18 protein-coding genes are annotated in these 22629 nt (G+C 75.2%); 1 reads left to right on the top strand and 17 read right to left on the bottom strand.

Translation table 11 applies throughout. The annotated features are described in order from the left end of the window. Nucleotides 1–63 precede the first annotated feature (63 nt). The 9 genes from AC0B61_RS04500 to bldG form a co-directional block, all read right to left on the bottom strand. On the bottom strand, nt 64–1275 hold the full coding sequence (locus AC0B61_RS04500; protein WP_471739374.1) for a DNA polymerase III subunit delta': 1212 nt from the start codon (nt 1273–1275) through the stop codon (nt 64–66). A gap of 218 nt (nt 1276–1493) precedes the next feature. Beyond that, nucleotides 1494–4979 (bottom strand): dTMP kinase, encoded by a 3486-nt coding sequence (gene tmk / locus AC0B61_RS04495; RefSeq protein WP_471739121.1) that lies wholly within the window; start codon nt 4977–4979, stop codon nt 1494–1496. Between the two features lie 192 nt (nt 4980–5171). Then, nucleotides 5172–8039 (bottom strand): type I DNA topoisomerase, encoded by a 2868-nt coding sequence (gene topA / locus AC0B61_RS04490; RefSeq protein ID WP_471739120.1) that lies wholly within the window; start codon nt 8037–8039, stop codon nt 5172–5174. A gap of 450 nt (nt 8040–8489) precedes the next feature. Beyond that, complete coding sequence (locus AC0B61_RS04485) at nt 8490–8948, bottom strand: DUF3592 domain-containing protein (RefSeq protein WP_471739119.1); 459 nt, start codon at nt 8946–8948, stop codon at nt 8490–8492. A 225-nt stretch (nt 8949–9173) separates the two neighbouring features. Further along, nucleotides 9174–10706 (bottom strand): DUF7059 domain-containing protein, encoded by a 1533-nt coding sequence (locus tag AC0B61_RS04480; RefSeq protein WP_471739118.1) that lies wholly within the window; start codon nt 10704–10706, stop codon nt 9174–9176. A 322-nt stretch (nt 10707–11028) separates the two neighbouring features. After that, nucleotides 11029–11760: a hypothetical protein gene (locus tag AC0B61_RS04475; RefSeq protein WP_471739117.1), complete on the bottom strand. Its 732-nt coding sequence runs from the start codon at nt 11758–11760 to the stop codon at nt 11029–11031. Nucleotides 11761–11915: 155 nt separating this feature from the next. Next, complete coding sequence (locus AC0B61_RS04470; protein ID WP_471739116.1) at nt 11916–12284, bottom strand: cyclophilin-like fold protein; 369 nt, start codon at nt 12282–12284, stop codon at nt 11916–11918. Between the two features lie 205 nt (nt 12285–12489). Beyond that, nucleotides 12490–12909, bottom strand: a complete 420-nt coding sequence (locus AC0B61_RS04465; RefSeq protein ID WP_471739115.1) for an ATP-binding protein — start codon at nt 12907–12909, stop codon at nt 12490–12492. Nucleotides 12910–13070: 161 nt separating this feature from the next. Continuing rightward, nucleotides 13071–13412 carry an anti-sigma factor antagonist BldG gene (gene bldG, locus AC0B61_RS04460; RefSeq protein WP_030240921.1) on the bottom strand — a complete coding sequence of 114 codons (342 nt, stop codon included), beginning with the start codon at nt 13410–13412 and terminating at the stop codon, nt 13071–13073. 222 nt (nt 13413–13634) lie between these two features. Between bldG and AC0B61_RS04455 the strand changes: the two genes are divergently transcribed. After that, nucleotides 13635–16109, top strand: coding sequence for a DEAD/DEAH box helicase (locus AC0B61_RS04455; protein WP_471739114.1), 2475 nt, complete (start codon nt 13635–13637; stop codon nt 16107–16109). On the opposite strand, the gene AC0B61_RS04450 is transcribed toward AC0B61_RS04455, so the two are convergent. The 8 genes from AC0B61_RS04450 to ssd form a co-directional block, all read right to left on the bottom strand. Then, nucleotides 16104–16604 (bottom strand): Rv3654c family TadE-like protein, encoded by a 501-nt coding sequence (locus AC0B61_RS04450; RefSeq protein WP_471739113.1) that lies wholly within the window; start codon nt 16602–16604, stop codon nt 16104–16106. The genes AC0B61_RS04455 and AC0B61_RS04450 overlap by 6 nt on opposite strands. After that, complete coding sequence (locus AC0B61_RS04445; RefSeq protein WP_471739112.1) at nt 16592–16996, bottom strand: TadE family type IV pilus minor pilin; 405 nt, start codon at nt 16994–16996, stop codon at nt 16592–16594. Before AC0B61_RS04445 ends, AC0B61_RS04450 begins: the two co-directional genes overlap by 13 nt. Before the next feature lie 85 nt (nt 16997–17081). Then, complete coding sequence (locus AC0B61_RS04440; protein WP_471739111.1) at nt 17082–17354, bottom strand: DUF4244 domain-containing protein; 273 nt, start codon at nt 17352–17354, stop codon at nt 17082–17084. 41 nt (nt 17355–17395) lie between these two features. Further along, the gene (locus tag AC0B61_RS04435; RefSeq protein ID WP_471739110.1) at nt 17396–18154 is read right to left on the bottom strand and encodes a type II secretion system F family protein; all 759 of its coding nucleotides are present in this window, start codon (nt 18152–18154) and stop codon (nt 17396–17398) included. A gap of 20 nt (nt 18155–18174) precedes the next feature. After that, nucleotides 18175–19218, bottom strand: coding sequence for a type II secretion system F family protein (locus AC0B61_RS04430; RefSeq protein WP_471739109.1), 1044 nt, complete (start codon nt 19216–19218; stop codon nt 18175–18177). A 24-nt stretch (nt 19219–19242) separates the two neighbouring features. Continuing rightward, nucleotides 19243–19395 carry a hypothetical protein gene (locus AC0B61_RS04425; protein WP_471739108.1) on the bottom strand — a complete coding sequence of 51 codons (153 nt, stop codon included), beginning with the start codon at nt 19393–19395 and terminating at the stop codon, nt 19243–19245. Then, nucleotides 19392–20765 carry a TadA family conjugal transfer-associated ATPase gene (locus AC0B61_RS04420; RefSeq protein WP_471739107.1) on the bottom strand — a complete coding sequence of 458 codons (1374 nt, stop codon included), beginning with the start codon at nt 20763–20765 and terminating at the stop codon, nt 19392–19394. Before AC0B61_RS04420 ends, AC0B61_RS04425 begins: the two co-directional genes overlap by 4 nt. After that, nucleotides 20765–21889 (bottom strand): septum site-determining protein Ssd, encoded by a 1125-nt coding sequence (ssd, locus tag AC0B61_RS04415; RefSeq protein ID WP_471739106.1) that lies wholly within the window; start codon nt 21887–21889, stop codon nt 20765–20767. Before ssd ends, AC0B61_RS04420 begins: the two co-directional genes overlap by 1 nt. Between the last annotated feature and the right edge of the window lie 740 nt (nt 21890–22629).

The raw sequence follows: 22629 nt of genomic DNA, 5'->3' as shown, positions 1-22629 counted from the left end.
AGGCGTACGGCCGCCCGCCGGTGGGGCAACGCGGCCACCCGCCCCGGAGCCTCGCTCGCGCGCTCAGCCCGCGCGCAGTGCCACCGTCATCGCCTCGACCGCGAGCAGCGGATCCACGTTGCGGTCCAGCGCCTCGCGGCAGGCCAGCACCGCCTCGATCCGGCGCAGTGTGCCCTCCGCCGGGCCGGCCTGGGCGACCCGGTTCAGCGCCTGCCGCTGATCCTCGTTGGCCAGCGAGGCGGTGGAGCCGAACTGAATCGCGAGCACGTCCCGGTAGAAGCCGAGCAGGTCGAGCAGGGCGACCCCGAGGGTCTCCCGGCGGGTGCGGGTGGCGCGACTCTTCTGCCGCTTCTCCAGCTCCTTGACCGCCCCGGCCATGCCGCGCGGCGCCTTGCTGCCCTCGGCGGCACCGTAGGCGGCCTTGAGGTCGTCGGTCTCCTTGGCGTCCTGGGTCTCGGCCAGCGCCTCGGCGTCGGCCTTGGCGGTGTCGACCAGGCGCTGGGCGGCGGTCAGGCAGCCGCCGATGTCGCCGACCTCCAGCGGGATCCGCAGCACCTCCGTCCGTCGGGCGCGGGCCTGCTCGTCGACGGCGAGGCGACGCGAGCGCTCGATGTCGCCCTGCCCGGCGAGCGCGGCGAGCCGGGCGGTCTCCGGGTCGACGCCGTCGCGGCGGACCAGCGTGTCGGCGACCGCCTCGGCGGCTGGGGTGCGCAGCACCAGCAGACGGCAGCGGGAGCGGATGGTCGGCAGCACGTCCTGGACGGAGGGGGCGCAGAGCAGCCAGACGGTGCGCGGCGAGGGCTCCTCCACGCCCTTGAGCAGGGCGTTCGCCGCGGACTCGGTGAGGCGGTGCGCGGCGTCCACCAGGATCACCGACCAGCGGCCCCCGGTCGGGTAGCTGGAGGCGCGCAGCACCAGGGCGCGCATGTCGCCGACACCGATGGACAGGCCGTCGGTCCGGACGTACTTCACGTCGGCGTGGCTGCCGGCCAGCACGGTGTGGCAGCCGTCGCAGAACCCGCAGCCGGGCGTGCCGCCGAGCGCGAGGTCGGGGCTGGTGCACTGGAGGGCGGCGGCGAAGGCACGCGCGGCGGTGACCTGACCGGCGCCGGGCGGGCCGGTGAACAGCCAGGCGTGCGTCATCAGGGAGGCGTTCGCGCCCTCGTTCGTGGCGCCGCCGCGGCCGGCCTCGACCGCCGCCCCGGCCGCCCGGGCTGCGGCGGTCAGCTGCTCGACCACCCGCTCCTGGCCCACCAGGTCGTCCCAGACGGCCACTGCTGCTCCCAAGCTCCGTACGGCAGCGCCCCTGGCGCCTTTCCCCGCCGTCGAGCATACGTCTCCGCTCGGACAGGCATTGCGCCGTCCGGGTCACGGCGGACGGCACGGACGGCGCACAGCGGAAGGAGGCAACGAGGGCGGGAAAGCCCCGGTAGCGAACGAAGCGGCGCCGCCGGGGATCCTGCCCCGACGGCGCCGCCCGCACGGGAGACCGGTCAGCCCCGGCGACCCCAGCGGCGGCCCTTGCCCTTGCCGTCGCCCTTGCTCTTGCCCTGGTCGTCCCCGGCGCGCCGGTCCGCCCCGCTCTGCGGCGCGCCCTGCCCCGGAGCGCCGTGTCCCCAGCTCGCCCACTCGTCACGGGAGCCGAGCAGCGTGTCGGTGAGGCTCGGCAGGTCGTCCATCGGCGTCTCCTCGGCCCACTCCGGGCGAGGCCGCTCTCCCGCCGGCTGCTGCGTCGGCTGAGCCGGCTCCGGCTGCTGCTGCGACTGAGGCCGCGACTGCGGCCACCGCGGCTCCACAGCGGGCTCGCCGCCGACCACCGGCAGCTCGCGGGTACTGTCCACCGGCTCCGCCCGCCGCGGGCCCGACCCCGCCCGGCCCCCGGTACGGCCCGGCTCGACCCGCGGCAGCACCTCGGTCCGGTCGGACTCCGCCGGGATCGTCGGCAGCACGGCCGTCTCGTCCACTGCGGAGGCCGGCACCACCGGCAGCTTGGCGGTCGCGTCGGCCGCCTCGCCCGTCCCAACCGCACCGGCCGCACTGCCCGTCCCAGCCGTCCTTGCTGCCCCTGCCGCCTTGGCCGCCTCCGCAGCCTCCGCCGCCCGGACCGCCGCCTGCCGGTCCCGCAGCGACAGCTCACGCGTCGCGTCGTCACCGAGCCCGTCCGCCGCCGCACCCCTCGGGGTCTCCCGGACCGCCCACAGCTCCGTGGTCGCGGCGTCCCCCGCCGTCGGCCGGGGAGCCTCGCCCGCGCCGGGCCGCCCATCGGCCCGGCCCTCCGCCGTCTCGGCCGCCGCAGCAGCGGCCGCGAGGGCGGCGGCCTGCGCCAGCCGTGCTTCCTCGGCCCGCTGCAGCGCTTCCTCCGCCCGGCGGCGCTGCTCCTCGCGGGCGAGCTCCCGCTGCCGCTGCAGCTCCGCCTGGGCGGCCGCCTCGTCGGCGACCCGCTTGCGTTCGGCGGCCTCGGCGGCCTGCCGGGCCTCCTCGGCGGCGCGCATTTCGGCCTCCTCGGCGGCGCGGCGCGCGGCTTCCTCCTCCGCCCGGCGGCGGGCCTCCTGCTCGGCCTTGCGCCGGACCTCGGCGGCGGCCCGTTCGGCCTCCTCCTTGGCCAGCCGCTCCTTCTCCGCCTGTTCGGCGCGCAGCTGCGCCAGCAGTTCCTGCCGCTTGCGCTCGGCGGCTTCGTCCTCGGCCTTCTTGCGGGCCTCCTCGGCGGCGCGGCGCTCGGCCTCCGCTCGGGCGAGGCGCTCCTGCTCGGCGCGGGCGGCCTTCTCCTGCTCGGAGAGCGGCAGTTCGCGGTCGAGCCGGTGCCGGATGGCGGTGGTGACGGAGCCGGGGGCCTGGCTGCCGTCCACGATCAGGTAGCGCGCCGGGTCGGCGGCCGCGAGGGCGAGGAAGCCGGCCCGGACCCGCTGGTGGAACTCGGTGGGCTCGGACTCCAACCGGTCCAGCGCCTCGGTGAAGCGCTCGCGGGCCCTGGTCGGGTCGACGTCCAGGACGACGGTCAGGTCGGGCAGCAGTCCGCCGGTGGCCCAGCGGGAGATCCGGGCGACCTCGGTCGCGGCCAAGTCGCGCCCGGCGCCCTGGTAGGCGATGGAGGAGTCCATGTACCGGTCGGTGATCACCACGGCGCCGCGGGCGAGGGCCGGGCGGATGACGTTCTCGACGTGCTCGGCGCGGTCGGCGGCGTAGATCAGCGCCTCGGCGCGGTGCGACAGGCCGGTGTTGCCGACGTCCAGGACGAGCCCGCGCAGCCGCTGGCCGACGGGGCTGCCGCCGGGCTCGCGGGTGAGCACGACCTCGTGCCCCTTGCCGCGGATCCACTCGGCGAGCGCCTGTGCCTGGGTGGACTTGCCGGCGCCGTCGCCGCCCTCCAGGGCGATGAAGAAGCCGGTGCCCGCGCCCCGGTGCGGCACCGGGCCGGCGGCGCCGCGCACCGCGTCCACCAGGTCCCGGCCGAACGGCACGGTGCCGCGCCGGTCGTCGGTGCGCAGCAGCACGACGGCGGCGAGCACCAGCGTGAGCAGTCCCGCGGTGGCGACGGCCAGGGCCGCGCCGCCGTGGATGAAGGTGAAGGAGCCGGGCTCGACGGTGCCGTACTCGACGTCCCCGTACGCGGCGGCGATCAGCGGGACGACGACCAGCGCGGCGGCGACCACGGCCCGCAGCACCGCGAACAGGTGCTCGGTGACCTTCGGCAGCCGGGCTTCCTCGACCTCCTGCGCGAGCAGGCTGCGGCCGGCCGAGACGACGATCCCGGCGGCCAGGCCGGCCAGCACGGTGAGCAGCAGGACGAGCACGTAGTCCAGGACCAGGCCGGCCAGGATCAGCGCGACGCCCTGGGTGAGCAGCGCCAGCGCGAGCAGGCGGCGGCGGGAGAGCGAGGGCAGCGTGGCCCTGGTGAGCCGGGCGCCGAGCGCGGGCGCCGCGGTGGCGGCCAGTACCAGCAGGCCGTAGCCGATCGGCCCGGCGCGGTGCTCGGCGGCGGTGAGCAGCGCCAGCGCGGCGACACCCGCCATCGAGGCGAAGCCGGCCGCCACGGCGAAGGTGAAGTAGGGGGCGCTGCCGGTGCGGCCCTTGCCGAGTGCCGGGCCGGGGGCGGCGTCGGTCGGGGCGCGCAGGCCCTGCAGCGGGGAGACCGGGGCGACGGCCACCGGTCCGCCGGCCAGCTGCTGGAGGTAGCCGCGGGTGGCCGAGGCGGCGAACAGTCCGGCCGCGCCGAGTGCCGCGAAGGTGAGCTGGTGGGCGCGCAGCCAGTCCGAGCCGGCCGCCGCGCCGATGTTGTTCAGCAGGGTGAAGCCGACCAGGCCGACGGCCGCGAGCGGCACGGTCACCCAGCCGGTGAAGCGGTCGATGCCCCGGACGGTCTCCAGGTTGGCCGCGGCCGGCCGCTGCTCGGCGGCGGGCGCGTAGGGGTTGGCCGGCGGCAGCAGGCCGGGAACGGCGGCGGCCTTGGCGATCCCCCAGACCCGCTCGGCCGCCCCGGCGACGAGGACGGAGGCGAGCAGGACGTACGTGGCGGCCCCGGACGGCTTCGGGCCGGAGCCCAGCCAGACGCTCCACCACGGTGCGAGACCGATCAGCAGGGCGCGCAGCGCGTCGGCGCCGACCAGCGTCCAGCGCCGGTCCAGCGTGCCCGCGACCAGCCGGTGCACCGGGCCGAGCAGCGCCACGCCGACCAGGCCGGTGGCCACCACCCGTACGGCGAGGACCGCGGCGAGGGCGAAGGCGAGGCTGCGCGGCAGGTTGCCGAACTGGCTGCCCTGGGCGGCGGCGATCACGGTGAGCGCGAGCAGCACCAGCAGACCGAGCCGGTCGGCGGTGCCGCCGATCAGCTGGGTGGTCCACAGCCGCCGGTAGGGACGCGTCCGCAGCAGCGCCCGGGCCCGGTCCACCGGGGTTCCGGCGGGCGCGACCTCTGGCAGGTCCGGCGTGGCGGCTGTGGCGGCCGGGGCGGCGCTGGGGGTGGGCTGCTCCTCGCTCGTCATACGGTCAGCGTAGCGGGCGGGGCTTGGCCGGAATGCGGCGATCGGACTTCCGGATCCCGCTCATCACCGGGTTGTGACGTTCCCCGCACAGATCCCCACGTGGATCCCGGCCTTTCCGTCCCCGCGGCCCCGGACGCACCACGGGCCCGCGCCCCCGGTGGGGGGCACGGGCCCGGTGCCGCTGTCGGAGGATCAGCCCTCGTCGGTGGCCGCGGCCTTGCTCGCCGCGGTCTTCTTGGCCGCCGTCTTGGTCGCCGCCGCCGTCTTGGTGGTGGTCTTCTTGGCGGTGGTCTTCTTGGCGGCCGCGGTCTTGGTGGCGGCGGTCTTGGTGGCCGTCGCCTTCTTGGCCGCCGTCTTCTTGGCCGGGGCCTTCTTCGCGGTCTTCTTCACCGGCCCGCGCGCCCGCTTCTCGGCGAGCAGCTCGTACCCGCGTTCCGGCGTGATGGTCTCGACGTCGTCGTCCTTGCGCAGCGTGGCGTTGGTCTCGCCGTCGGTCACGTACGGGCCGAAGCGGCCGTCCTTGACCACCACCGGGCGCTCGCTGACCGGGTCGTTGCCCAGCTCCTTGAGCGGCGGGGCGGCGGCGGCCCGGCCGCGCTGCTTGGGCTGGGCGTAGATCGCCAGCGCCTCGTCGAGGGTGATCGTGAAGAGCTGGTCCTCGCTGGTGAGCGAGCGGGAGTCGGTGCCGCGCTTGAGGTACGGGCCGTAGCGGCCGTTCTGCGCGGTGATCTCGGCGCCCTCGGCGTCGGTGCCGACGACGCGCGGCAGCGAGAGCAGCCGCAGCGCGTCCTCCAGCGTGACGGTCTCCAGCGACATGGTCTGGAACAGCGAGGCGGTGCGCGGCTTGACCGCGTTCTTGCCGGTCTTGGGCGTGCCCTCGGGCAGGATCTCGGTCACGTATGGGCCGTAGCGGCCGTCCTTGGCGACGAGCATGTTGCCGTTGACCGGGTCGTGGCCGAGCTCGAAGTCGCCGCTGGGCTTGGCCAGCAGTTCCTCGGCCAGTTCGACGGTGAGCTCGTCCGGCGGCAGGTCGTCCGGCACGTCGGCGCGCTGGCCGGGCTCGCCCTCGACGGTGGAGGCACGCTCGACGTACGGGCCGTAGCGGCCGACCCGCAGGGTGATGTCGTCGCTGACCCGGAACGAGCTGATCTCCCGGGCGTCGATCGCGCCGAGGTCGGTGACCAGTTCCTTCAGGCCGCCCAGGTGGTCGCCGTCGCCGTTGCCGGCCTCGGCGGCGCCGCCCGCGATGTGGCCCTCGCCCTCGCCGAAGTAGAAGCGCTTCAGCCACGGCACGGACTTCGCCTCGCCGGCGGCGATCCGGTCGAGGTCGTCCTCCATCCTCGCGGTGAAGTCGTAGTCGACCAGGCGGCCGAAGTGCTTCTCCAGCAGGTTGACCACGGCGAAGGACAGGAAGGACGGGACGAGTGCCGTGCCCTTCTTGAAGACGTACCGGCGCTGGATGATCGTGTCGATGATCGACGCGTAGGTGGAGGGGCGACCGATCTCGCGGTCCTCCAGCTCCTTGACCAGCGAGGCCTCGGTGTAGCGGGCCGGCGGCTTGGTGGCGTGGCCCTCCGGGGTGATCCGCTCGGCGGCCAGCGGGTCGCCCTGGGTGACCTGCGGCAGCCGGCGCTCGCGGTCGTCGAGCTCCGCGTTCGGGTCGTCGGCGCCCTCGACGTAGGCCTTGAGGAAGCCGTGGAAGGTGATGATCTTGCCGGAGGCGGAGAACTCGACGTCCCGGCCGTCGGCGGCGGCGCCGCCGACCCGGACGGTGACGGACTGGCCGACCGCGTCCTTCATCTGGGAGGCGACGGTGCGCATCCAGATCAGCTCGTAGAGCCTGAAGTCGTCACCGGTCAGGCCGGTCTCGGCGGGGGTGCGGAAGCGGTCGCCGGACGGACGGACGGCCTCGTGCGCCTCCTGCGCGTTCTTGACCTTGCTGGCGTAGGTGCGCGGAGCGTCCGGCAGGTAGTCGGCCCCGTACAGCTGGGTGACCTGGGCGCGGGCCGCGGTGATCGCGGTCTCCGACAGCGTGGTGGAGTCGGTACGCATATAGGTGATGAAGCCGTTCTCGTACAGCTTCTGGGCCACCTGCATGGTCCGCTTCGCGCCGAAGCCCAGCTTGCGGCTGGCCTCCTGCTGCAGCGTGGTGGTGCGGAACGGCGCGTACGGCGAGCGGCGGTAGGGCTTCGACTCGACGCTGCGGACGCTGAACGCGGTCTGGGCCAGGGCGGCGGCCAGCCCGCGGGCGGCCTGCTCGTCCAGGTGCAGGGTGTTGGCGCTGCCGGCCTTCAGCTGCCCGTTCGAGCCGAAGTCGCGGCCGCTGGCGATCCGCTTGCCGTCGACCGAGGCGAGCCGGGCGCCGAAGGTCTCCGGATTGGCGGCGTCGGCCGGGGTGCGGCCGGTGCCGAAAGTCCCGACCAGGTCCCAGTACGAGGCGCTGCGGAACGCGATCCGCTCCCGCTCGCGCTCGACCACCAGGCGGGTGGCGACGGACTGCACGCGGCCCGCCGACAGCTTCGGCATGACCTTCTTCCACAGCACCGGCGAAACCTCGAAGCCGTAGAGGCGGTCGAGGATGCGGCGGGTCTCCTGGGCGTCGACCAGGCGCTGGTTGAGCTCGCGCGGATTGGCGACGGCCTCCTGGATCGCCGACTTGGTGATCTCGTGGAACACCATCCGGTGCACCGGCACCTTGGGCTTCAGCACCTGCTGCAGGTGCCAGGCGATGGCCTCGCCCTCGCGGTCCTCATCGGTGGCGAGGAAGAGCTCGTCGGACTCCGCGAGCAACGACTTCAACTTGCTGACCTGGGACTTCTTGTCCGCGTTGACCACGTAGATGGGCGCGAAGTCATGGTCGACGTCCACGCCGAGGCGGCGCACCTCACCGGTGTACTTGTCCGGTACCTCGGCCGCCGTGCTGGGCAGGTCGCGGATGTGCCCGACGCTCGCCTCGACGATGTAGCCGGGGCCAAGGTAGCCCTTGATCGTCTTCGCCTTGGCCGGCGACTCGACAATGACGAGTCGCTGTCCGTGCGCGGTCTCGCTGCTCGGGGACACCTTCGCTCTTCTCTCCCGGTCCATATGTGGCTGGTCGGCGCCGGCAGCACGGGCTGCGCTCCGCCCGACCCCTCCACCGTCCCGGGGCCGCCGCTGCACGACACCCCACCAGCGGAGTGTGACCGTACCCCGGCCACCCTTGTCAAACGGACGGATCCCGCGTTTTCACTTGTCGGGCTAGCCGACGCCACTCGAACGGTAACCCGATGACGGAGGTTCGCGCCCCGTGGAGGGCGGCCTTCGGCAGGTTCCGGAGGATGGAATGACGGATTTCAAGATCTGTCAACGGAAAATCGACGGTCGATACAGGCCGAATCGCACGGGCCGGATTGCACGGGTCGGGGCGCCGATTCGGGGCGCCGATTCGGGCCGCGCCGACCGGGGCTCCGACTCGGGTCACGGCCCGATCGCCGTCAGGAACCCGTCGTCGGGAACGGGCGGGCGGTACGCTCAGCTGCCGACCGCGGCCAGCAGCCCGGCACCCGCCGCCAGACAGACCACCCCCAGGGCGCTCCACAGCAGGTCGGCGACGGCCGGCCGGCTGATCTCGCCGGTCGCCAGCACCACCCGGCTCGGGCGCTCCGGGTCGTAGCAGATCCGCACCGGGGTGCCGGGGGCGAAACGATCCGGACGGCGCAACGGGGTGTGCCCACGCGGGCGCGTGAGCACGAGCCCCGCGATCCGGCACCCGCCGGGGCCGCCGACCGAAGGCGGCACCGAGAAGGAGAGCAGCGGCGCGCTGTCCAGCTGGCTGTGCGCGTCGTCCTCGGCGACCACCGTGGCCACGGCGGCCACCCCCTGGCGGCGCACCCGGTGGCGAAGGCGCACTTCGGCGGCGCACCAGAGCAGCAGCACGCCACCGAAGAGGCCGAGCACCAGCCCGGCCGCCGTCGCCGTCGTCGTGTCCATCCCTGGCCCCCGGCTCCCCAGCCCTGTCCACAGCCTGTGGACAGAGCCTCACAGCGGAGGGCCAACGGGGGGCAGCCGGTCAGCGGCCGCCGGACGAACCAGGGGGTACGGGACGGTGAACCGGCTTCCGACCTCTCCGCGGGCCGGGGCTCGGCGGACCTGGGCTCGGCGGACCTGGGCTCGGCGGACCTGGGCTCGGCGGACCTGGGCTCAGTGCGCCGCGCCTCAGCGGACCGGGTCGATGAACCCCTGCTCGGTCAGCAGCCGCAACGACTCCGGCACCCGGTCCCGCAGCACCACCCGGTCCTCGCCGAGCAGCTGCGCGATGGCGTCCACGATCTCGCCCGCCGACAGCGTCCCGTCGCAGACCCCGACGAATCCCGCGCCGACCGTGTCCACCTTGGTGGCCCGCCGCATGCCCCGGTTGTGACGCAGGATCACGTGCTCCGGGTCCTCCGCGCCCGGCGCCCCGACCTGCTCCTGGACGACCTCGTCGGCCAGCACGTAGCGGGCCGCGAGCAGGGCCGCGTCGTCGTGCGAGCGGAGGAAGTCCTGCCGGCCGAACCAGGCCTCGATGTGCGGGCCGAGCGGCTGCTCCACCGGGTGCGGCCACTCCTCGACCCGGACGGTCGGGCGCTCGGCGCCGCTCGCCCGCAGGGTGATCCACCCCATGCCGATGCCCTCGACCCGGGCCGCTTCGAAGGCGTCCAGCCACTCGCCGTACCGGGCCTGGTAGTCGCCGCCGGGGCCGCGGTGGTCGCCGCCGTCGCGCAGCCACAACTCGGCGTACTGGGCCACGTCCTGGACTTCGCGCTGGACGACCCAGGCGTCCAGCCCGGTGCCCGCGACCCAGCCGGCCAGCCGCTCGTGCCAGTCCTCGCCCTTGACGTGCTGCCAGTTGGCGAGCAGCTGGCAGTAGCCGCCGGGCTCCAAGTGGTCGGCGGCCGCGCGGACCAGGGTGCGGCACAGCTCGTCGCCGGCCATGCCGCCGTCCCGGTAGGTGAACCGGCCGCCCGGCGAGACGACGAACGGCGGGTTGGAGACGATCAGGTCGAACTTCCGCTCCCCGACCGGCTCGAAGAGACTCCCTGAGGCCACCTCGGTGTTGTCGAACCCGGACAGCGCCAGGGTCAGCTCGGTGAAGCGCAGGGCGCGCGGGTTCAGGTCGGTGGCGGTGACGGCAGCGGCGTGCCGGGCCGCGTGCAGCGCCTGCACGCCGGAACCCGAGCCGAGGTCCAGCGCGGCCCGGACCGGGTGGCGCACGGTGATGTTGGCGAGCGTGGTCGAGGCGCCGCCGACGCCCAGCACCAGGTCCTTGCGGGCCACCCCGTGCGCGGTCTCACCGGAGCCGATGCCGCCCGCGCCGCCCACCGCGCAGCCCAGGTCGGAGACCACCCAGGCGTCCGAACTGGGCATCCCGGCGACCTCGTTGGCGTACGGCCGGACATCGACGGTGGCACGCACCAGATCCCCGTCCGGGCGCAGCCAGCCGTCCGCCAGACAGTCCTCCACCGGCAGCGCGGCCGCGGCCGCCTGGTACGGCACCGGCTGCTGCAGCAGGAACAGCCGCACCAGCGTCTCCAGCGGACTGCCGCCACGCGTCGCGCGCAGCGCCGGAACCGCCTCGCTGCGGGCCAACGCCGCATAACCGGTGGGTCCGAGCAGGTCCAGGCACCCGTCAGCGGTGAAGGAGGCGGCGAGCAGCGCCTCGCGCAGCTTGGCGAGGCGGGTCGGGTCGAGAACGGGGCTACTGATCACCCCGCCATTGTCCCCCGCCGGTCCCCCGAGGACCGCCTCCGGGCCCGGCCGCCCTCCGCCAGCACGCCGACGTACGCCGACGTACGCCGAACTGATGGCCGGCGCGTCCATCGGGGTTCCCGGCGGGAGCGCCGGGCTGCCACGCGCGCCCCGCCAGGCATCCTCGCGCCCAGTCGTACACCTCGTGGACTGCCCCGACTCCCGACTCCCGGCCGACGACACACCAAGGCAGCCGGTGCCGCTCCTGCGAGCCGCACCGGCTGCACCGGCTTCCGTCGTCCTTACGCGGTCACGGCCGGATCCGTCCCGACTCCCCCATCGATCAGCTCGCGGTGGGAGCCGGGGTGCCGGCCGGGGCAGCGGGGGCGGCCGGGGTGGTGGCGCCGGGCGCGGGGGTGCTGGCCGGGGCGCTCGGGGTGTCGGTCGCGCCGGGGGCCGGGGGCGTGCTCGCACCGGCGGGCGCCGGGGTACCGCTGGTCACACCGGTCGGGGCGGTGGTCGCGCCGCCGGTCGGGGACGGCTTGCAGCCCTCCTGCTTGGCCATCGCGGCACCGAGTTCGCCGCGCTGCAGCTTGCCCTGCGCCTGGGTGGAGAGCGAGGCCAGCTGCTGCACCTGGTCGGCGACGCTGCGCAGCCCGTCGGCGAACTTCGCCTGGTCGTTGTTGGGCAGCGCGTCCAGCTTCTTCTGGACTTCCTGGTAGCCGTCGGACGCCTTCTTGAGCTCGTCGACGGTGTCCTTCTGCAGGGTCGCGCCGTCCTGCACCTTGGGCGCGCCGGCCGAGTCGATGGCGGACGCGATGTCCTGGTTGGTCTTGGCCAGCCGCCCGATGTCCGTGGAGAGCCGCTTCTGCAGGTCGGCCGGGGCCTCGCCGGTCTTCACCTGGCCGGTGTCGGCGAGCGCGGCCTGCGCCTGGGCGATCGGGTCCTTGGCGGAGCCGCAGACGTTCGACGCCCACGACTCCAGCTGCTTGCTGTTGTCGTCGCCGCCGCAGCCGACGGCTCCGAACGCGAGCAGCACGCCGAGGGCGGGTACGGCCAACAGTCGCTTGTTCACCGGGAGAAGCCTTTCGGTTTCGGTCGTCTTCGGTCGTCGAACCTACACGGCCGGTTTCCGCGCCCCGGTTCCCGGTCCGGGCTACCCATCGTCGGCGACGACCCGGCAGCGCAGGGCGTCCCGATGGCGCCGCCGGACCCGCCCTCGGCCGCGGCTCAGGCCCGCTCGACCCGGATCGGGTCGCCCGGCCGAACGGTGCGCAGCACCCCGGCGTCCCCGTCCAGCGCACCGAGGACGTTGCAGGGCGAGGCCAGCCGGCACTCGCCGTCGCGCGAGATCGGCGTCGGCCCGTAGGGCAGCGCGAGGCTGTCCCCGTCGGTCCAGAAGGCGACCGTGCCCGGCTCCACGACCTGCCGGGCGCCGTCCTCGCGCGGCACGCTCACGGGCGTGCCGAAGTAGACCTCCTCACCCCAGGTGCTCGCCGACGAACTGATCGGCAACTGCGCCCAGAGCGCCTCGGTGGCGGGGGTGGCGTCCAGCGTGGCAGTCGCCTGCCCGGCCGGCCACAGGATGCGGATCCGCATGGACTTCCTCTTTCGCGACGAGGCCCGATCAGCGATCGGACCCGGTCGTGCCGGAAGCAGCGAACCGCCGGACTCGACGGGTTGTCAACGCACTGCCCGAGGGCCGGACACACGGGGGCACGTGGCAGCCAGGCGCGGGAAGGCGGCACAGCGGGAAACGGCCCGGCGGAAGGCGGCCGCACGGGACAGCGACAACAGCGACCCCTCAGACCGCCAAGGATTCGACCGAAACCGGCCAGCTCATCCGAATCAGGCCACCGTCCGTGCCGTTGGTGACCTCCAGGTCCTCGACCAGGCCGGTGATCACGGCGAGGCCCAGGGTGTCCTCGTCCGGCTCGCCGCCCTCGGCGGCGTCGGAGGCCGGGACGGCGGTGGGGCCGGTCTCGTCCTCGACCTCGATGAGGAAACGCTTCTCCTGGTCGGTCAGCGCGACCCGCACCGTTCCGCCGATGCCGCCACGCTGGTGCAGTCCGACCGCGCGGGAGCAAGCCTCACCGACCGCGAGCCGTACCTCGTCGAGCACCGACTCGTCGACCCCGGCCCGTCTGGCGACGGCCGCGGCGACCAAGCGGGCCGTCCGCACGTGCTCGGGAAGCGCGCTGAATCGAAGTTCGACGGTTGCCATCTCTCCCCCTCAGGGTGCTCCGACCGGGGCCGGAGGTGCGGCCCCCTGCGGGCCGACTCGGACCGGCCCAGAAGCGGCCGGGACGTGCCGGGCCGCGCGGGCCCAGGCACTCCGGACGCCAAGAACGAACGGGCCGGCCCACGGGGGCCGGCCCGGCCGCGTCAGTCGGTCGCGCTGACCGCGTCGTCCACCGAAGTGTGAATCGGGAAGACCTTGGTCAGGCCGGTGATGCGGAAGATCTTCAGGATGCGCTCCTGGTTGCAGACGAGGCGCAGCGAGCCCTCGTGGGCACGCACTCGCTTCAGACCGCCCACCAGCACACCCAGGCCGGTCGAGTCGAGGAAGTCAACGCCTTCCATGTCGACGACGAGGTGGTACTTGCCGTCGTTGACGAGCTCGACGAGCTGCTCCCGCAGCTTCGGGGCGGTGTACACATCGATCTCGCCGCCAACCTCGACGACCGTACGATCGCCGACTGAACGGGTCGACAGGGACAGGTCCACGGAACCTCCAGCACCTTGCCTTGCTACGTCATGTGCGATCCTCGGCCGGACGGCCGCCACCGCATGGTCGCGAGCCCGGGCGCGCCCAGCGAACGCGTGGCAAGCCTCAGCGCTGCGACCCACGGCCATACGGCCGTCACGGCCACATTCAACCACCTGTGACCATGCCCGCACGATGGCTTACGGCGATTCTCCGTCACGCCGGTGACACACTGGATCCCCATGCCGCCCCGACACACCTTGCCCGAGGCACTGCTCGCGACCCTGGCCACCGGCCGGGGGCGGTCCGATCGACTCACCCATACGGAGCACCTTCCCGCCCGACCTGCACGTTATTCGCCGTGGCCCGAGTCGATCCGCCCGGAGATCGTGGCCGCCGCGCTCGCCGTCGGCGTGGAGCAGCCCTGGGCGCACCAGGCAGAAGCGATGAACCTGGCGAAAAGCGGTCAGACTGTGGTGATCGCCACAGGCACCGCCTCGGGCAAGTCGCTGGGCTACCTGGCCCCGGTCCTCAGCGACCTGCTGACCGGCACCGAGGCCCGCAACGGCCGCGGCGCCACCGCGCTCTACCTGGCGCCGACCAAGGCGCTCGCCGCCGACCAGCGCCGCCGGGCCGCCGAACTCGCCCCGCCGAGGGTCCGCGCCGCCCTGTACGACGGCGACACCCCGCCCGAGGAGCGCGAGTGGGTCCGCCAGTACGCCTCGTACGTGCTCACCAACCCGGACATGCTGCACCGGGGCATCCTGCCCGGCCATGCCCGTTGGGCCTCCTTCCTCAAGGCACTGCGCTACGTGGTCGTCGACGAGTGCCACAGCTACCGGGGCGTGTTCGGCTCGCACGTCGCCCAGGTGCTGCGCCGACTGCGCCGGATCTGCGCCCGTTACGGTTCCTCGCCCACCTTCCTGCTCGCCTCCGCCACCACCGCCGACCCGGCCGCGACCGCCCGGCGCCTCACCGGGCTGCCCGCGGTGGCCGTCACCGAGGACGCCTCGCCGCGCGGGCCGATGGTCTTCGGCCTCTGGGAGCCGCCGCTGACCGAGAACGTCGGCGAGCACGGCGCGCCCGTCCGCCGCACCGCCACCGCCGAGGCGGCGCACCTGCTCACCGACCTGGTCGAGCGCCAGACCCGCACCGTCGTCTTCGTCCGCTCCCGGCGCGCCGCCGAACTCGTCGCCCTGCAGACCCAGGACCAGCTCGGCCGCCCGCTCGCCGACCGGGTGGCCGCCTACCGCGGCGGCTACCTCGCCGACGAACGCCGGGCTCTGGAGCGCTCCCTGCACAGCGGCCGGCTGCTCGGCCTCGCCTCCACCTCCGCCCTCGAACTCGGCGTCGACATCTCCGGCCTCGACGCCGTCCTGATGGCCGGCTACCCCGGCACCCGGGCCTCGCTCTGGCAGCAGGCGGGCCGGGCGGGCCGCGAGGCCCAGGGCGCGCTGGCCGTCCTGATCGCCCGGGACGACCCGCTGGACACCTACCTGGTGCACCACCCGGAGGCCCTGTTCGCGGCGCCCGTCGAGGCCACCGTGCTCGACCCGGACAATCCGCACGTGCTCGCCCCGCACCTGTGCGCGGCCGCCGCCGAACTCCCGCTCACCGAGGCCGACCTGGAGCTGTTCGGGCCCTCCACGGCGCCGCTGCTGCCGGTCCTGGAACGGCGCGGCCTGCTCCGCCGGCGCAGCGACGGCTCCTGGTACTGGACCCGCCGCGAGCGCGCGGCCGACGCCGTGGACCTGCGCGGCAGCGGCGGCAGCCCGGTGCAGATCGTCGAGGCCGACACCGGCCGACTGCTCGGCACGGTGGACGCCGCCGCCTCGCACACCACCGTCCACACCGGGGCCGTCCACCTCCACCAGGGCCGCACCTACCTGGTCCGGGAGTTCGACCTGGAGGACTCGGTCGCCCTCGTGGAACCGGCCGACCCGCCGTACACCACGGCCGCCCGCGACATCACCTCCATCTCCGTCCTCGGCACCGACACCACCGTGGAATGGGGCGAGGGCCGACTCAGCTTCGGCTCGGTGGAGGTGGTCAACCAGGTGGTCGGCTACCTCCGGAAACGGATCTCCACCGGGGAGATCATGGGCGAGAGCAAGCTCGACCTGCCGCCCCGGACGCTGCGCACCCGGGCGGTCTGGTGGACCGTCACCGAGGACCAGCTGCTCGACGCGGACATCCCGCCCGACCAGCTGCCCGGCGCCGCCCACGCCGCCGAACACGCCTCGATCGGCCTGCTGCCGCTGTTCGCCACCTGCGACCGGTGGGACATCGGCGGCGTCTCCGTCCCGTTGCACCCGGACACCGGGCTGCCGACCGTGTTCGTCTACGACGGTCACCCGGGCGGGGCCGGCTTCGCCGAACGCGGCTTCCACCGGGCGGTCGAGTGGCTGACGGCCACCCGCTCGGCGATCGCGTCCTGCGAGTGCGAGCGCGGCTGCCCGTCCTGCGTCCAGTCGCCCAAGTGCGGCAACGGCAACGATCCACTGGACAAGGCGGCCGCCGTCCGGATCCTGGACATCCTGCTCGCGGGGGCACCGGGGAGCACGGCGGAGGAAGCGGGGCCAGACGCGTCAGCGGCGTCAGCGGCGTCAGCGGCGTCAGCGGCGTCAGAGGCGTCAGAGGCGACGGCAACCGAGGCAGGCCCGGACGGTGCGCCCGACGGTGAAGTGCCGGACGGTGGAGCTCCGGACGGTTCATGAGGCCGCCGCCGCACCGCTCGGGGCACCGCCCAGGCCGTCCTCGGCGGCGCTGACCGGGGCCCGCACCGGTCCGGCCCGGGCCCTCGCCCGCGCCGGACCGACCGGCAGGCGCACCGGGAGCCCGCCGACCCCCACCTCGGCCACCACCTCGACGGCGTCCGCCGACCGGTCGACCACACAGGACACCAGGCCGGCGCCCTGGGCGGCGGCGATCCCGGCGGCCCGGGCGCAGCCGCCGTCCGGGTCCAGCAGCAGCCGGTCCGCCGCCGCCAGGGCCGCGAGGTCCGCCGCCGACTCGGCCCGGTGCCGGGCGGCGATCACCGAGCCGACCGCGATCGTCGCGGCGAACACCGCCGTGCCCAGCATCGCCAGGGCGAGCAGCCAGACCGTCGCCGAGCCCGCGTCCGCCCCCCGGCCGCCCGCCGCGGCCGCCCGTCCCCCGCGGGCCCGGACCGCCCGTTCGACCCACGCCCTCAGCCCGGTCAGGACGGCCATGGGCCACCACCTCCTTCCGTGACTCCCACCAGCACGTCCTCCCGCGCCGCCACGGCCCCCGCACCGACCCGTACGGTCAGCAGCCCGCCGAGGCTGCCCGGCGCCGCGCAGGGCGCGTCCACGTCCACCCGCACGGTGTCGGCCGCCAGCGCCACCCGCACCTGCGCGCCCACCGGGGCTGCCGCGCGGGCGAGTTCGACGGCGTCCGCCTCCCCGCGGGCGGCCGCCCTGGCGCCGACCCGGGCCGCGTCCACGCACCGGATCTGTGCGGCCGCGGCGAGCACACCCCAGACCAGCATCGCCGCGAGCAGCACGAGCGCCGGCAGGACCACCGCCGTCTCCGCGGTGACGAAGCCGCCGTCACCGCGCCGGCCCGGCCGCCACGACCTCACCCGGCTCACCTGACGCGCACAACTCCCACCACTCACGCGACTCGCCTGACTCGGCTGACTCGCCCGACCGTCTCGGCGCACGGCCTCAGGCCGCATGGAGCGCCCGTTGGAGCATGTCGGTCAGCGCTCCTGTGATGGCCTCGCTGGTCACCACCTTGTACAGCCCGGCCGCGAGGGCGCACGCGCCCAGCGTTCCGACCGCGTACTCGGCGGTGGTCATTCCCGCGTCCGACCGGCCGCGGTGCCGGGCCACCCCGCGCATCCGGCGGGCCGCCCAACGGCTCTTCCGCCGCCACGCCCCGAGCAGTCGTCGGAGCGGGCGCCCGGCGCCGGGCCTGATCGCGATCACTGCAGTCATCGATCTCTCCTGTCTCTCGATTCACGTGTTCCGACTCCCGGTCACATCGCCTGCGCGAAGCCGCTGGTGAGGCCGATGACGACCGGCACCACCCCGATCAGCACGAAGGCCGGGAGGAAGCAGAGCCCCAAGGGCGCGGTGGCGAGCACCGCGGCCCGGCGGACCCTGGCGTGTGCCGCGCGGGCGGCCGCCGTCCGCTGTTCCTGGGCCAGCCCGATCAGCGGCTCGGCGGCGGGGGCTCCGCCGAGGCTCGTCCGCACCAGGCAGCGGGCCAGCGGCGCCAGCGCCGGGTGCTGTTCGGCGAGTCGGCCCCAGCAGAGCTCCGGCGGTGCGCCCAGGGCCAGTTCGGCCCCGATCGCCATCAGCCGGGGGCCCATCGGCGCGTCGACGCTCCGGCCGACCGCCGCCACGGCCTCGGAGGGCAGCGCCGCCGAACCGAGGCAGGCCGCCAACAGTTCTGCACTGAGCGGGAGTTGCCTGGTCAGCAGCTCCTCCTGGCGGGCTGCCGAACGGGCCTCCGGCGTTCGCGCCCCGCCCGCCCACCGGTGGGCACCCACCGCCACCAGCACGCCGACGACCAGCCCGGCGCCGCCCCCGACCACCAGTGCCATCCCCAGTCCGGCCCCGGCGGCCAGGGCCAACCGGCGGCGCCGCTCGACGCCCGGCGCCACAGGCCCTGCCCGCTGCCGCTCCTCCGCTCGCCCACGGGCCCCGGCGAAGGCTGTCCGCCGTCTCACCCGGCCGCGCACCAGCGCCGGTACCCGTACCGCGGTGACCGCCAGGGCCGGGAGCACGGCCACCGCCCACGCGCCTCCCCGCATCACTCCACCACCGCCCTCACCCGCGCCCTGACCGCGAGGGCCCTTCCCCGCACCCGCGACAGCCCGCAGTCCGGATCGCCCGTTCGAAGCACGGGCGCCGCACGATCGGGCGCTCTGCGGCGCCTCCCGTGTCCCTGGGGTGCCTCCAGCGCGCCCCTGGCCGCCGACCGGACGATGCGCGCCGTCCAGAGCACCCCCAGGCCCTCCAGGACCGCCCCCGCCACGAGACAGCCCAATCCGCCGGGTGTGTGGAGCAGGACGTCCAGCGGGTGGGCCCCGAGCGCCGCGCCGAGGAGCAGCCCGGCACCCGGCAGCGCGGTCAGGACGGCGATCGTCGCCCGCGGCCCGGCCAGTTCACCGGCGATCTCCTCGGCCAACGCCCGCTCGCCGCGCAGCGCCTCCGCGACCCGGTCCAGCGCGGCGGCCAGACCCGTCCCGCTGTCGGCGGCGACTCGCCAGCAGGCCGCGATGGCCGCTGCCCCGCTCCCGCCCGGCAGTTCGGCCAGCAGGTGGAACGCGGCGGGCACGTTCCCGCCGTAGCGACCGGCCGCGAGCCGCGCCACCGGTTCCTCGCCCAGCCTGCGCAACCCGGCCGGGTCTGCTGCCAGCCGCGCCGTGACCAGGTGCAGTGCCTGCTCCGGTGTGGCGCCACTGCGCAATTCCCCGGCCAGCCCGGCGCAGAGCTCCACCACGGCGGCGGACCGCTGCCCGGCCTCCGCCGCCAGGCGCCGCCGCAACCGCCACCTGCGCAGCGGCAGGACGGCCAGGGCTGCAGCGAGCACTGGCACCGGTGAACCGGCGACCTGCCCGGCGGCCAACCCCGCCGGCAGGAGCAGCAGTTCGGGAACAAGGGCTTCCGGCAGCCGGATCCGCACCCGCCCCGCCGTCTCCGGGCCCGGCCCTCGGGCGGGAGGTCCGCTGCCCGCGAGCACCAGCCTGGAGCGCCGCCCTCCCGGCAACTGCTCCTGCACCGCGCGCCACGCGGCGACGGTGGCGAGGCACAGCGCCGTCACCCAGTAGAGCGCGACCTGATCCTGCGTCATATCTTCGACCTCCGTTGCCATCCCTCACCGGTCCTTCCTGCTCCAGGCGCCGAGCAGCGCCAGGGCGCCAGTCGCACACCCGCCGAGCAGCAGGACGAAGGCGAGCTCCACCGCCCGTACCGCCGGGCCCGCCAACCCGGCTGCCATCACCGCCGCAGCCGCCGTAACCACGCTCATGACGCCCCCGCCCCCGCCTCGGCCCCTGCCTCGGAACGGCGCCCCTCCCCGGGGCCCTCCCCGCGCGCCGCCAGCAGCCCGACCAGCCGTTCCCAGCCCGCCCCGCGTACCAGACCGCCCGCCGCGGGGAAGGCCACCGCGGGCGTGGTCACCGCCAGCCCGTCGCGGTCCCCGGCCAGCGTGTGGATCTCCGCCACCCGGCGCCGCCCCGAGCCCGGATCCCGGACCAGGTGCACCACCACGTCGAGCGCGGCCCGCAGTTGGCTGTGCAGGGCCGGCCGGTCGAGCCCGGCGAGCGAGCCCAGCGCCTCCAGCCGGACCGGCACGTCCGCCGCCGTGTTCGCGTGGACGGTGCCGCAGCCGCCCTCGTGCCCCGTGTTCAGCGCGGCCAGCAGGTCCGACACCTCGGCCCCGCGGACCTCCCCGATCACCAGCCGGTCCGGGCGCATCCGCAGCGCCTGGCGGACGAGGTCCCGGAGGGTGAACTCGCCCAGTCCCTCCTGGTTGGGCGGGCGGCTCTGCAGCCGGACCACGTGCGGATGGGTCGGCCGCAGCTCGGCGGAGTCCTCGGCGACCACGATCCGCTCGTCCGGCCCGACCAGGCCGAGCAGCGCCGCGAGCAGCGTGGTCTTGCCCGAGCCCGTCCCGCCCGAGACGAGCAGCGACAGCCGCGCCCGCACGATGCCGGCCAGCAGGTCGGCGCCTTCCGGCGGCAGCGCCCCGCCCGCCACCAACTCGTCGAGCGTGAACGGCCGGGGCCGCCAGACCCGCAGCGAGATGTGCGTGCAGCCGGCCGCGATCGGCGGCAGCACGGCGTGCAGCCGGGTGCCGTCCGGCAGCCGGGCGTCCACCCAGGGGCGGGCGTCGTCCAACCGCCGCCCGGCCGCGGTGGCCAGCCGGTGGGCCAGCCGCCGGACGGCCTCGGCGTCGGCGAACCGGATACCGGTGGCCCGGTGCAGGCCGCCGCCACGGTCGACCCACACCTCCTCCGGACCGTTCACCAGGACGTCCGTGACGTCCGGCGCCGCCAGCAGCCGGTCCAGCGGGCCCGCACCCACCAGTTCGGCGCGCACCGAGCGCACGGTGTCCAGGACCTCGTCCCCGCCGAGCGGCGGGCGGGTGGCCCGCACCGCGGCGGCGACCGATCCCGCCGTCGGAGCCGCCCCCGACTCGGCCAGCCGCAGCCGGACCGCGTCCACCAGGGCCGCCGTCCGCTGCTCGCGGGCCGTGCGGCCGTACGGGCAGGGCCCGTGCTCGGCCTCCGGCGGCCCGCCGGGCGGCGGCACGCTCCTGAGCAGCCGGTGCTCCCGCGCACCGGCGCCCGGACCGGGCGCGCCGGCCCGAAGGCCCGTTCTGCGCAGACGGACCATCAGTACACACCTCCTCCGACCGCCGGCACCGGCGGCAGCACCTCGTTCAGGAAGGTCGCGCTGAAGCGCGCGAGCGGGCCGTCCTCCCGGATCCCCGGCGGGACGCCCCGCTCGACGTCCTGGGCCAGGCCCGGCTCCGGCTCCAGCTCCCCCACCAGCGGCAATCGCAGCCCGCGGGCGATCCGGTGGGCCGGGAGCCCGCCGGCCCGCACCGGCCGCACCACGGCCCGGACGTCCCCGAGCCGCATCCGGGCCGCCGCTGCGACCCGGTCGGCGGCGGCCACCGCGCGCAGCTCGGCCGGTACCACCAGCAGCGCCAGGTCGGACTGCTCCAGTGCCTGCCCGGCGGCCGCGTCGAGGTGACGGGGCACGTCGATCACCACCAGCCCGCCGCGGCGCCGGGAGGCGGCCAGCACGCTCCGCATGGCCTCCGGCGGCACCGTCAGGGTGTCGCCGCGGTCCCAGGAGAGGCAGGACAGCGCGGAGAGCCGTTTGAGCGCCGGCAGCGCCCGGGCCAGCTCGGCCCCGCTGACCCTTCCGCGGGAACCGGCCAGGTCCGGCCAGCGCAGCCCGCGGGCCATCTCGCCACCGAGCAGGATGTCGAGTCCGCCGCCCAGCGGATCGCCGTCGATGAGCATGGTCCGCCGGCCCGCCCGCGCGGCCGTGACCGCCAGCGCGCAGGCCAGCGTCGAGGCCCCGGCCCCGCCCCGGCCGCCGAGCACCGCGACGGTGACCGCCGGGGGTCCGCCGCCCTCGGCCGCGTCGGCGATCCGGTCGAGCAGCCAGGCCTCCGCGTCGGGCAGGAACAGCACGTGCTCGGCGCCGAGTTGGACGGCCCTCACCCACACTCCGGGGTCGTCGAGGTCCAGCCCGAGCAGCAGCACCCCGGTGCGCCGGCCCAGTCCGGAGCAGCGTGCGGCCTGGTCGTCCCCGACCAGGACCAGCGAGGCCGCTTCCCAGAGCTCCCGCGTCGGCGGAGCCCCTCGGACCAGCAGCGGCTCGGTGCCCGCCGCCGCGCAGAGCCGCAGCAGGTGCTCGGCCAGGCCGTCGTCCTCGGTGACGACGAGCGGCCCGGCGGCCCCGGGGCCCTCGGCGGTGACGTGGTCGGCGATCGGCGTCGACATGGTGGTCTCCCCTCCGCGCCGCCGGCCACCAGGGGCGGTCGGGGCGCACGTCGGACGGTTCCGGCGGACGGCCGCCCGGCAGACCTCTGGAAGAGGAAGGAATGAGGCCCTGCCGGGCGACCGCCGCCGACCATCACGGTGGGGGAAGATCCGGATTCCGTCATCCACGTTCCGATTGCCTGTGGATAACTCGGGGTTGTGGATAAAAACGTTCACCCGGGCGGGGGGCTAATCGGCAAAGAATTGACGAATGGAGGTCACCGAGATGAACCGGGGGCCGCCGCGCCACGTCCGGCCGATCTTCCGCAGGTACCCCTACCGTCTTCCAAGCGCCCCGCGAAACGGCCCCGCGGCGCCGATCGGAACCAGCCGTGCGCCAGCCGGTCACCATGAGCAAACGGCGACGCACAGTGACGAAAGGTGGTGGGCGGCCCGGGCTGTCGACACCCCCCGTACACCGTCGGCAGGACTCGCGCGCCATGCGTCGCGAAGGGGCTTCAAGCCCTGAAAATGGCCCTGGACGTGCGACGACCCCCGCCGGGGGGGAGAGCGGGGGTCGTCTATCCACAGCCCGACTCGGGGGGGAGGAGCCGGACCGGGTTAGCACGGTCGCGAACGATCCGTGACTTCCATGGTGTACCCGAGCGGCCAGAAACACAAACCCGGACGCCCGCGAGTACACCGAATGGCGGGGTGTTTTCCGGCTCCCTCTATCCTCGGTTCCCGTGGACACCACCGAG

It is taken from the genome of Kitasatospora sp. NPDC023385 (assembly GCF_055664045.1).
The sequence above is the reverse complement of the archived record's forward strand: the minus strand, read 5'-3'. Positions and strand labels throughout refer to the sequence as shown.